Annotated in this window: 1 protein-coding gene and 1 pseudogene; both read right to left on the minus strand. The window is 73.1% G+C overall.

Going from position 1 to position 13,066, the window contains the following annotated elements; all coding sequences use genetic code 11:
• Positions 1 to 3: 3 nt before the first annotated feature.
• Complete coding sequence (locus ACZ53N_RS03935) at positions 4 to 9,486, minus strand: type I polyketide synthase (protein WP_469139388.1); 9,483 nt, start codon at positions 9,484 to 9,486, stop codon at positions 4 to 6.
• A 41-nt stretch (positions 9,487 to 9,527) separates the two neighbouring features.
• Positions 9,528 to 12,722, minus strand: a pseudogene (locus tag ACZ53N_RS03940) (type I polyketide synthase); the annotation flags it as partial.
• Positions 12,723 to 13,066 lie beyond the last annotated feature (344 nt).

Genomic DNA, 13,066 nt, shown 5'->3' on the forward strand with positions numbered 1-13,066 from the left:
CTTTCAGTTCGTCGTGCTCTCGGTCGCCAGTCGCAGCAGGCTCTCGGCGTCCATGTCGTCGATCGAGTCGATCGGTGACGCGGCGTCGGGCGCGGCGGTGGCGGTCTCGGCTTCTTCGTCGGCGAGCCGCAACACCATGTCGAGCAGGCCCGCCTTGCGGAGCCGGCTGATGGGGACGGTGGTGAGGGCCTCGCGGATGTGCGCTTCCGGGTCGTCCGTCTTCTGTGCCGGGGCGGTGTCCGGGAAGAGGTACGAGCGCAGGCACTGGGCGAGCGCGGTCGGCGTCGGGTAGTCGAACACCAGGGCGGCCGGCAGGGCCAGCCCGGTCGCCGTCCGGAGCCGGTTGCGCAGCTCGATGGCGGTCACGGAATCGAAGCCGATGTCGCGGAAGGCCCGGTCGGCGGGGATGGCATCGGCCGTTTCGTGGCCGAGGGTGGCGGACGCCTCGACGCGGACGACGTCGAGCAGGGCGCGCCCTCGTTCGGCGTCGGACAGCGCTTCGAGCCGTCGGCGCAGCGCCGACTCGTCGCCGTCGTCGTCGGCCGGGGCTTCCTGGGCGGACAGCACCGCGCGGGCTTCGGGGATGCCGGACAGCAGGGGGCTGGGGCGGGTGGCGGTGAAGCTCGGGGTGAACAGGTCCCAGTCCATGTCCGTCACCGTGACCTGGGTGTCGTCGTCGGTGAGGCTCTGCTGGAGGGCGGCGATGGCCAGGGACGGCTCCATCGACATGACGCCGCGTCGGCTCAGCCGGTCGTGCACCTCGGCGACGGTGGCCATGCCGGCCTCGGCCCACGCTCCCCAGGAGACGGCCGTGGCGGTCAGGCCCCGGGCCCGGCGGTGCTCGGCGAGGGTGTCGAGGAAGGCGTTCGCGGCGGCGTAGCCCGCCTGTCCGCCGCTGCCCCAGATGCCGGCGCCCGAGGAGAACAGGACGAAGGCGTCGAGGTCGAGGTCCAAGGTGGCCTCGTGCAGGTGGAGGGCGGCGGTCAGCTTCGAGCGCAGCAGCGCGTCGAGCTGTTCCAGGGTGAGGGACTGCGCGTCGGCGTCGCCGTCGGCGACACCGGCGGCGTGGACCACGGCGGTCAGGGGGAGTTCGGCGGGCAGGCCCGCCAGCAGTGCGTGCAGCGCGTCGCGGTCCGCGGCGTCGCAGGCCGCGATGGTGACCATGGCGCCCAGGTCCTCGAGTTCGGCACGCAGTTCGGCGGCGCCGGGGGCCTGGGGCCCGCGGCGGCTGGTGAGGACGACGTGCCGGGCGCCGCGCTCGATGATCCACCGGGCGACGCGGCCGCCGAGACCGCCCGTGCCGCCGGTGATGAGCACGGTTCCCCGCTCCCACCAGCGCCGCTCGGGGCGGTTGCCGCCGGGGGCGGCGTGGATGAGCCTGCGGCCGAAGACGCCCGAGGCGCGGACGGCCATCTGGTCCTCGCCGTCCGGTGCGGCCAGGACGGCGCGCAGGCGGGCGGCGCTGCGCGGGTCGACGGTGTCGGGAAGGTCGATCAGACCGCCCCAGCGGCCGGGCTGTTCCAGGGCGGTGACGAGGCCGAGGCCCCACAGGGCGCCCTGAACGGGGTGGGTGACCTTGTCGTCGCGGCCGACCGCGACGGCGTCCCGGGTGAGGCACCACAGCGGTGCCTGGATTCCCGCGTCGCCCAGTGCCTGTACCAGGGCCAGCGTCAGGGCCAGCCCGTCGGGCACCGACGTGAGGCCGGGGTGCCGCTCCTCGACCAGGCCCAGCAGCGACACCACGCCCGTGAGGCCGGGGGTGCCCTCGGCGGTGGCGGCCAGCAGTGCGGTCAGGACGTCACGGTCGGTGTCCTGGACGTCGAGGCGGACGGCGTCGGGGCCCAGGGCGTCGACGACGGCCGTGGTCCACGGGTCGTCGGCGCTCTGTGCCGGTGCGACCACCAGCCAGGTGCCGGCCGGGGTCGTGCCACCGGGCTCGCGGAGCCGGGTCCAGTCCACCTTGTACCGCAGGGCGTTGGCCGCGGAGGCCTGCCGGGACTTGGTCCGCCACGCCGAGAGGGCGGGCAGCAGCGCGCCCAGGGAGGAGAGTTCGGCGTTCTCGGCGACGCCGAGTTCACCGGCCAGGGTGTCCAGGTCGCCGTTCTCCACGAGCCCCCAGAAGGCGGTGTCCGCTTCCGTGCCGGTACCGGTGCCCGGGGCGGTCGGCTCCGCCTCCGGCCAGTACCGGCGGCGCTGGAAGGCGTAGGTGGGCAGGTCGACGGGGGCCCGGGAAGGAGACTCGGGGAACGCCGCGCGCCAGTCGACGGGCGCGCCCTGTACGTGCGCCTCGGCGAGGGAGGTCAGGAAGCGCTTGGTGTCGCCCTCGTCGCGGCGCAGCGATCCCAGCGCCACCGCGGATTCGACCTCGGCGGCCTCCGCGGTCTCCTGCACGGCCCCGGTCAGGACGGGGTGCGGGCTGGTCTCGACGAAGAGCCGGTGCCCGTCGGCGAGCAGCGCTCGCGTCGCCCGCTCCAGTTGTACGGTCTGCCGCAGGTTGGTGTACCAGTAGGTGCCGTCCATGGTGGGCGTGTCGAGCCGCTCGCCGGTGACGGTCGAGTAGAAGGGCACCTTCGGCGCCCGGGGGGTGATCGAGGCCAGCAGGCGCGCCAACTCGTCCTGGATGAGCTCCACTTGCGAGCCGTGCGAGGCGTAGTCGACCGCGACCGTGCGGGCGCGGATCTTCTCGGTCGCGCACTGCTCCTTGAGCTCGGCGAGGGCTTCGGGGTCACCGGAGACGACGACGGAGGACGGGCCGTTCACGGCGGCCAGGGAGAGCCGGTCGCCCCAGGGTGCCAGGAGCGCGGTCACCTGCCGGGCGGAGGCGGCCACGGACATCATGCCGCCCTTGCCGGACAGGACCAGCAGGGCCTTGCTCCGCAGTGCCACGACGGCCGCGGCGTCCGGCAGGGACAGGGCGCCCGCGACGCACGCCGCGGCGATCTCGCCCTGCGAGTGGCCCATCACGGCGGCGGGTTCGACACCGTGGGAGCGCCAGAGCGCGGACAGCGCCACCATCATCGAGAACAGCGCGGGCTGGACCACGTCGACGCGCTCCAGCATCGCGGGGTCACCGGCGCCCGCCAGGACATCGCGCAGCGACCAGTCGATGTGCGGGGCGAGGGCCTCGGCGCAGTCGTCCACGGCGGACCGGAACACCTCGGAGGTCTCCAGCAGTTCACGGCCCATGCCCCACCACTGCGAGCCCTGGCCGGGGAAGACGAACACCGGACCGGCGTCGCCGGCGGCGGCGACGCCGCGGACGACTCCCGGGGTGGTGCCGGCCGTCGCGAGCGCCTCCAGGCAGCGGGTGAAGTCCTCGTGCGTCTCACCGAGCAGGACCGCGCGGTGCCCCAGGCGGGGCCGGGTGGTGGCCAGCGACCAGCCGACGCTCACGGGCGGCAGTTCCGGGCTGTCGCCCACGCGGGCGAGCAGCCGGGCGGCCTGGTCGCGCAGCGCGGCGTCGGACTTCGCGGAGACCGGCCAGGGCACGACGCCCGTGTGGTCGGCGGTGGGTTCGGCGCCGTCGGCCTCGGTGTCCGGTGCCTGTTCGAGGATCAGGTGGGCGTTGGTGCCGCTGATGCCGAACGACGACACGCCCGCCCGGCGGGTGCGTCCCTCCGCCTGCCATTTCTCGGTCTCGGTCAGCAGCTCCACCGCCCCGGAGGACCAGTCCACCCGCGAGGAGGGCTCGCTCACGTTGACCGTCCTGGGCAGGACGCCCTCGCGCAGGGCCATGACCATCTTGATGACGCTCGCGACACCGGCGGCGGCCTGGGTGTGGCCGATGTTGGCCTTGAGGGAGCCCAGCCGCAGCGGTGTCTCCCGGTCCTGGCCGTAGGTGGCCAGCAGGGCCTGGGCCTCGATCGGGTCACCCAGCTTGGTGCCGGTGCCGTGTGCCTCGACCACGTCGACGTCGGCGGGTGAGACACCCGCGTTGGCGAGGGCCTGGCGGATCACGCGCTGCTGGGAGGGGCCGTTGGGGGCCGTCAGACCGTTGGACGCGCCGTCCTGGTTGATGGCCGAGCCGCGGACGACCGCGAGGACCCGGTGGCCGTTGCGGCGGGCGTCGGAGAGCCGCTCCAGCAGGACGAGGCCGACGCCCTCGGCGAGGGTCATGCCGTCCGCGTCGTCGGAGAACGGCTTGCAGTGGCCGTCGACGGCCAGGGCCCGCTGGCGGCTGAAACCGATGAAGGGGCTCGGGGTCGACATGACGGCGACACCGCCCGCGAGCGCGAGCGTGCTCTCGCCGCTGCGCAGCGACTGGCAGGCCAGGTGCAGGGCGACGAGCGACGAGGAGCAGGCCGTGTCGACGGTGACGGCCGGGCCCTCCAGGCCGAAGAGGTACGAGACGCGGCCGGACAGCACGCTGGACGCGGTGCCGGTGGCCATGTACGTCTCGGACTCGGCGGCGTTCGGGACCCCGGAGGTGTAGTCCTGGTAGGTCGCGCCGATGAACGTGCCGGTCGAGCTGCCCCGCAGCGAGTCGGGGTCGATCCCGGCGCGTTCGAGCGCCTCGTGCGCGGTCTCCAGCAGCAGCCGCTGCTGGGGGTCCATCGCCACCGCCTCACGGGGGGAGATGCCGAAGAAGGAGGCGTCGAACTCGGCGGCCTCGTGCAGGAACCCGCCCTGGACGGAGTACGTCCGGCCGTGCCGGTCGGGGTCCGGGTCGAACAGGGCGTCGGCGTCCCAGCCGCGGTCCGCGGGGAACTCGGAGATGACGTCCGCGCCGTCGACGAGCAGCCGCCACAGGTCCTCGGGGGTGTGCGCACCACCGGGGTAGCGGCAGCTCATCCCGACGATCGCGATCGGCTCGTCGGTCGCGGCGGCGGACACCACGGGAGCGGTGGTGGCGGTGCCGGCGATCTCGTCGCGGAGGAACTCCGCCAGGGCGAGGGGGGTCGGGTAGTCGAAGACCAGGGTGCTCGGCAGCCGCAGCCCGGTGGCGGTCACCAGCCGGTTGCGCAGGTCGACGGAGGTGACGGAGTCGAAGCCGACGTCTCGGAAGGCACGCCGTTCGGGGAAGGCCTCGCCGGAGGCGTGGCCGAGGACGGTCGCGGCCTGGCCGCGGACCAGGTCCAGCAGCAGACGGTCCCGCTCGGCGGCGGGCAGGGCGCGCAGCCGGGCCGCGAACTCCCCTTCGGCGCCGGCGCTGACGGTCGCCGCCACGGGCGCGGTCAGCCGCTGTACCTCGGGCACCTCGTCGAACAGGGTCGTGGGCCGGCCGGACGTGAAGATCGGGTGGTAGACGTCCCAGTTGACGTCGGCGATGGCGAGGACCGTCTCGTCGTCGTCCAGGGCGCGCCGCATGCCGACCAGCGCCGGGCCCGCGTCGATGAAGCCGAGGCCGCTGCGGCGGATCTGGTGCGGGTCGAGCTGCGCGGCCTCGGCGTCGTCGGGCCACTTCCCCCAGTGCAGGGACGTGGCGGTCAGGCCACGGGCGCGGCGGTGGTCGGCCAGCGCGCTCAGGTAGGCGTTGCCCGCGCCGTACGCGGCGTGCCGGCCGCTGCCCCACATGCCGGTGATGGAGGAGAAGAGGACGAACGCGTCGAGTTCCTCGTCGTCCAGCAGTTCGTCCAGGTGCCGGGCGCCGGCGACCTTGGCGTGCACGACCCTGGCGAACTCCTCCATGGTGGTCTCGGCCAGCGACTCCAGCTCGATGACCGCCGCGGCGTGCACGACGGTCCGCACGGCGCGGCCGTCGGACTTGAGCCCCGACAGCAGCCCGGCGACCGCGTCACGGTCGCTGATGTCGCAGGCGACCGCTTCGGCCTCGGTGCCGAGCTCGGCGAGTTCGGCGATCAGCTCGGTGGCGCCGGGCGCGTCCGGGCCCCGGCGGCTGACCAGCACGAGGTGTTCGGCGCCCTGGCCCGCGAGCCACCGCGCGAGGTCCGGGGCCAGCGCCCCGGAACCGCCGGTGATCAGCGTCGTCCCGTGCGGCTGCCAGCCGCGTCCCGCGCCCTGGCCACCGGCGGCGGCCCGGACCACGCGCCGGGTGAAGACACCGGAGGACCGGATCGCGAGCTGGTCCTCACCGGTGGTGCCGGTGAGGAGGGCCGCGAGCCGTCGGCCGGCGCGCTCGTCGAGCGTGCCGGGCAGGTCGATCAGGCCGCCCCAGCGCTGCGGGTGCTCCAGCGCGGCCGTCCAGCCGACACCGAGCACCTGCGCCTGCACCGGGTTGGTGACGAGGTCCGAACGGCCGGTGGACACCGCGCCACGGGTCACGCACCACAGCGGCGCGTCGATACCCGCGTCACCCAGCGCCTGGACGAGCGCCACGGTCAGCGCGAGGCCGGAGGCGAGCCCCGGGTACGCGGTGCTGGGCTGTTCCGCCGCCGCCAGCACCGAGACGATGCCCGCCACGTCGTGGGCGTCATCGAGCCGGGCCGCGAGGACGGCGCGGTCGACGCAGGAGTCGTCCAGTGTCAGTCGGCGCACCTCGGCGCCCTGGCCGCTCAGCGCGGCCACCACGTCGTCGTCCGCGATGCCCTCGGCCGTGACCACCAGCCACGTGCCCGACAGCGAAACCTGCGGCACACCGCTGAGCGGCGACCAGGCGACGCGGTAACGCCACGCGTCCAACGCGGACTGCTCACGGCGCTCACGGCGCCACGACGAAAGGGCGGGCAGCACGGCGGCGAGGGAGTCCTCGTCGATGTGCAGCCGGGCGGTGAGCGAGCCCAGGTCCTCCCGCTCGACGGCGGCCCAGAACTCGGCGTCGGCGGGGTCCGTCGCCGCGAGGAGTTCGACCTCGTGCGGCATGGCCCAGAGGCGCTCGTGCTGGAAGGCGTAGGTGGGCAGGTCCACCCGGCGGGCGCCGGTGCCCGCGTAGACGGACCGCCAGTCGACCGGCACGCCCCGGACGTACACCTCGGCCAGCGAGGTCAGGAAGCGGTACAGGTCACCCTCGTAGCGCCGCAGGGTCCCGACCGCTACGGCGTGACCGCCGGCGTCCTCGATGACGTCCTGTACGGCCATCGCCAGCACCGGGTGCGAGCTGACCTCCACGAACACGCCGTGGTCGGCGTCGAGCAGCGTCCGTATGCCCGCTTCGAACTCGACGGTGTTGCGCAGATTGCCGTACCAGTACTCGGCGTCCATGCCGCTGGTGTCCAGCCACTCCCCCGACACCGTCGAGACGAAGGGCACCTCGGACTCGCGGGGCCGGATCGGCCCCAGCTCGGACAGCAGCTCTTCGTGGAGGTCCTCGACCTGCGCGGAGTGCGAGGCGTAGTCCACCGCGATCCGCCGCACCCGGACACCCTCGTCCGTGAGCCGCGCGGCCAGATCGTCCAGACCCTCCGGATCACCGGAGACCACCACCGAACGCGGACCGTTGACAGCGGCGACGGACACCCGGCCCGCGAACGCCCCCAACCGCTCCTCGACCTCGGCCACCGGCAGCGCGACGGACATCATCCCACCACGACCCGCCAGCCGACGACCGATCGCCTGACTCCGCAACGCCACCACCCGCGCGCCGTCCTCCAACGACAACGCACCCGACACCACCGCAGCCGCGATCTCACCCTGCGAGTGACCCACCACCGCATCCGGAGACACACCATGCGCCTGCCACAACGCCGCCAACGACACCATCACCGCGAACGACGCCGGCTGAATGACGTCGACCCGCTCCAGGGACGGCGCACCGGGCATCTGGCGCAGGACGTCCGTCAAGGACCAGTCCACGAAGGCGCCCAGCGCCTCGGCGCACTCCGCCAGCCGCTCGGCGAAGACGGGCGACTCCTCCAGCAGGTGGGCACCCATGCCCACCCACTGCGAACCCTGACCGGGGAACACGAACACCGTCTTGCCGTCGATGTCGGCGAAGCCCTGGACGACGGCGGCGGCGTTCTCCTCGGCCGCCAGGGCGCCGAGTCCCTCCCGCAGGTCGTCCATGCCGGTGCCCACCATCACGGCGCGGTGCTCGAACAGCGACCGGGAGGCGAGGGAATACCCCACGTCGACCGGGCGCAGGCCGGGGTCGGCGTCCAGCCGGGAGAGGAGGTTCGCGGCCTGGTCGCGCACGGCGGCCGGGGCCCGGCCGGAGAGCACCCAGGGGACCACCGTGGCGGTGTTGTCCGTGGCCGGCTGCTCCTCGTCGGGCTCCCCGTCCTGCGGCGCTTCCTCCAGGACCGCGTGGGCGTTGGTGCCGCTGACGCCGAAGGACGACACGGCGCAGCGACGCGGGCGGTCTCCCGCCGGCCACGGCACCGAGTCGGTGAGCAGTTCCACGGCGCCGGCCGACCAGTCCACGTGGGACGAGGCGGTGTCGCTGTGCAGGGTCTTGGGGAGGATGCCGTGGCGCATGGCCATGACCATCTTGATGACACCCGCGACACCCGCCGCGGCCTGCGTGTGACCGATGTTCGACTTCAACGAACCCAGCCGCAACGGCACCTCACGACCCTGGCCGTACGTGGCCAGCAACGCCTGCGCCTCGATCGGATCACCCAGCCGGGTACCCGTACCGTGCGCCTCCACCGCATCCACATCGGCCACCGACAGACCCGCGTTCGCCAACGCCTGCCGGATCACCCGCTGCTGCGACGGACCATTCGGCGCCGTCAGACCATTCGACGCACCATCCTGATTCACCGCACTACCGCGCAGCACCGCCAGCACCGGATGACCATTGCGCCGCGCGTCCGACAGCCGCTCGACGACGAGCGCGCCGACGCCCTCGGACCAGCCCGTGCCGTCGGCCGCGTCGGAGAACGCCTTGCAGCGGCCGTCGGGGGCCAGGCCGCCCTGCTTGCTGAACTCGACGAACACGGCGGGGTCGGACAGGACGGTGACGCCGCCGACGACGGCGAGCGAGCACTCGTCGTCCCGCAGCGACCGCATCGCCACGTGCAGGGCCACCAGCGAGGACGAGCAGGCGGTGTCGACGGTGAGCGCCGGGCCTTCGAGGCCCAGGGTGTAGGCGAGCCGTCCCGACAGGACGCTGGCCGCGGTGCCGGTCAGCGCGTGGCCGTCCAGTTCGCCCGTCGCCCGGGCCGTGCCCGGGTTCCAGTGGTACGAGCCGACGAAGACGCCCGCCTGGCTGCCGCGCAGCGACAGCGGGTCGATGCCGGCCCGCTCCAGGGCCTCCCAGGACACCTCCAGCAGGAGCCGCTGCTGCGGGTCCATGCCCAGCGCCTCACGCGGCGAGATCCCGAAGAAGCCGGCGTCGAAATCGCCCGCCTCGTAGAGGAAGCCGCCCTCGTGGGTCGTGCTGTGGCCCTCGCCGTCGCCGGTCAGCGCGGCCAGGTCCCAGCCGCGGTCGGCCGGGAAGGCGGAGATGGCGTCGCCCTCGGACGCGACCAGGTCCCACAGCCCCTCCGGCGAGCTGACCCGGCCGGGGAACCGGCAGCCCATGCCCACGATCGCGATGGGCTCACGGCTCTTGGACTCCAGTTCGTCGATGCGCTGACGCGCACGTCGGAGGTCCGCGGCGACTCGCCTCAAGTAGTCGACAACTTTGTCCTGCTGGTCTTCCTGCACCGGTCCGTCCTCATCCCGTTATGAACGAAAGCTGTCGATCTTTAAGCGATTTCGAATTCTTCGTCGATGATGTCGAGCAGTCTGTCGACCGACGCTGTCTTGATGTCCTCTTCGGAGCCGTCGGAGGGCTCCGTCGCCTCCGTCAATTCCTTGAGACATACGACGAGTTGGTCCAGGCGTGCGGCGATCGCCGCGCGCTCGGCGTCCGTACCGTCCGCCGCCGCGGCCCGCACCACGGCCTCCAGCGTGTCGAGTTCACGGAGAGCCGACTCCGGGGAGCCGTCCACGAGGTGCGCCAGCAGATGGTCGGCGACCGACGCCGGTGTCGGGCAGTCGAAGACGAGCGAGCTGGGCAGCCGCAGCCCGGTGACGGCGCTCAGCCGGTCACAGAGTTCGACCGCGGTCAGCGAGTCGAAGCCCAGTTCCTTGAAGATGTGGTGGGCGCCGACGCGCACCGCACCGCTGTGCCCGAGCACGGCGGCGGCCTCGGAGCGCACGAGGTCGAGCAGGTACGCGGCGCGCCGGTCGGCGGGCATCGACGCCAGCCGCTCGCCGAGCGGCAGCGCCCGGCCGGCCGGTGCGGGCGCGGGCCGCGCCTCGGACCGGTCGGCGTCGACCGCCGTGTGCCGCAGGGTGGTGTCCGCCCCGATCGGCCAGAAGCGCTCGTGCTGGAAGGCGTATGTCGGCAGGTCCACCCGGTGGGCGGCCGTGCCCTCGAACATCCGCAACCAGTCCACCGGCGCGCCCATGACGTGCAGTCGGCTCAGCGCGGTCAGCAGGGCGATCTCCTCGCCGCGGTCGTCGCGCAGCGCGGGCACCACCGTGAGGTCCGCCGCGCCCAGGCAGTCCCTGGCCATGGCGGAGAGCACACCGCCGGGGCCCAGTTCGAGGGTGACGCCCACGCCGGCCGTGTGCAGTGTCGTGATGCCGTCGGCGAACCGGACAGCCCGGCGTACGTGCCGCACCCAGTACTCCGGTGCGCACAGTTCCTCGGGCTCGGCGACGCGGCCGGTGAGGTTGGAGACAACAGGCAGGTCCGGTGCGGAGAACGTCAGGCCTTCGAGCACCGCGCGGAACTCGTCCAGCATCGGTTCCATCAGCGGTGAGTGGGCGGCCACCGTCACCCGCAGCCGTGAGGTCTTGCGCCCCTCGGCCGCCAGACGTCCCGCGATCTCCAGGACCGCGTCCCGGTCTCCGGAGACGACCACCGACGACGGGCCGTTGACCGCGGCGATCGACACCTTCTCGGTCAGCAGCGGCAGCACCTCGTCCTCGGTCGCCTGGACGGCCACCATCGCGCCGCGGTCCGCGACCTCCTGCATCAGCCGGCCGCGCTCGGCCACCAGACGGCAGGCGTCCTCCAGTGAGAACACGCCGGCCACATGGGCGGCCGCCACCTCGCCGATGGAGTGACCCGCCACGAACTCCGGTGTGACACCGAAGGACTCCATCAGGCGGAACAGCGCCACCTCCACCGCGAACAGGGCGGTCTGGGTGTAACCGGTGAGGTTCAGCTCCTCCGGGTCGTCGCCCCACATCACGTCCCGGAGCGGGCGCGGCAGATAGCGGTCGAGGACGGACAGCGCCTTGTCCAGGGCGTCGGCGAACACGGGGAACCGGCCGTACAACTCACGGCCCATGCCGAGGCGCTGGCTCCCCTGCCCGGGGAACAGCACCGCCAGGGCTCCCGAACCGCCCGCCGTGCCGCGTGCCGCGAGAGCGGTCTCGCCCTGTGCGGCGAGCAGCACCGCTCGGTGCTCGAACACCGACCGGCCGGCCGCCAGTGAGAAGCCGACGTCCACCGGGGAGAGCCCGGCATCGGCGGCCGCGAGCGGGCCGACGCGGTTCAGTTGGGCGTCGAGCGCCTCCTCGGTGCGGGCGGAGACCACCCACGGCACCACGGTGGGTTCCGTGCCGGAGCCCGGCTCCCGTACCGGTTCGTCGACCGGCGGGGCCTGCTCCAGCACCGCGTGCGCGTTGGTGCCGCTGATGCCGAACGACGACACCCCGGCCCGCCGGGCGCGCCCCGTCTCCGGCCACGGCACCGAGTCGGTGAGCAGTTCCACGGCGCCCGCCGACCAGTCCACCCGTGCTGTCGGCGTACCGACGTGCAGGGTCTTGGGGAGGATGCCGTGGCGCATGGCCATGACCATCTTGATCACGCCCGCGACACCCGCCGCGGCCTGCGTGTGACCGATGTTCGACTTCAACGAACCCAGCCGCAACGGCACCTCACGACCCTGGCCGTACGTGGCCAGCAACGCCTGCGCCTCGATCGGATCACCCAGCCGGGTACCCGTACCGTGCGCCTCCACCGCATCCACATCGGCCACCGACAGACCCGCATTGGCCAACGCCTGCCGGATCACCCGCTGCTGCGACGGACCGTTCGGCGCCGTCAGACCATTCGACGCACCATCCTGATTCACCGCACTACCGCGCAGCACCGCCAGCACCGGATGACCGTTGCGCCGCGCGTCCGACAGCCGTTCCAGCAGCACCATGCCGACGCCCTCGGCCCAGGCCGTGCCGTCCGCGTCGTCGGAGAACACCCTGCACCGCCCGTCGGGGGCCAGGCCGCCCTGCCGGGAGTGCCCGACGAAGGAGGTCGGGGTGGACATGACCGTGACCCCGCCCGCCAGGGCGAGCGAGCACTCCCCCGCGCGCAGCGACCGGGCCGCCCAGTGCAGGGCGACCAGGGAGGAGGAGGCGGCCGTGTCCACGGTGATCGCCGGGCCCTCCAGCCCGAGGGTGTAGGCCACCCGGCCGGAGGCCACGGCAGGGGACAGTCCCGTCAGGGAGTGCCCCTCCAGGTCCTGGGCCGACAGCTGGGTGACGAGCGCGTAGTCCTGGCCGTTCGTGCCGACGAAGACCCCGGTGCGGCTGCCGCGCAGGCTCACCGGGTCGATCCCGGCGTGCTCGACGGCCTCCCAGGACACCTCCAGCGTCAGCCGCTGCTGCGGGTCCATGCCCAGCGCCTCACGCGGGGAGATCCCGAAGAAGCCGGCGTCGAAGTCGGCCGCGTCGTAGAGGAAACCGCCCTCGCGGGCGGCGCTGGTGCCCCGGCCGGTGCCGGCGAGGGCCGCCAGGTCCCAGCCCCGGTCGGTGGGGAACGCGGAGATCACGTCCTGGCCGGAGGCGACCACGTCCCACAGGTCCGCGGCCGACCGCACGCCGCCGGGGTACCGGCACGCCATGCCGACGATCACCACCGGGTCGTCGGAGTGCGCTCCGGCCCCCTGATCGCCCGCGCCGCAGGACGCGCTGTCTGCTCCGCTCGTCATGACGCTGCACCACCCATGAGGAATGTCGGCTCGGATACTTCACTTCGAGCCGGATCGTATGGGCGGGAACGCTGTAGATTTCCCTACAAGAAGAACGTGATCCCATCGCTGACGCCGTGTCATATCCGGTACGGACGGCCACGTCCGGTGCTCCGGCCGATCCGTCGGCCGCGTAAGACTAGGGATTCTCTTCGACCTCGCGTGAGACCACGTAACTGTCACGCTTCTTCCCGCACTCTTGTCCCTTGACGTCCCGGGCGGACGACGCCGGCCGTGGACGCGGGCATCGATGGAGA

The sequence above is a fragment of the Streptomyces sp. NPDC033229 genome (genome assembly GCF_055576875.1).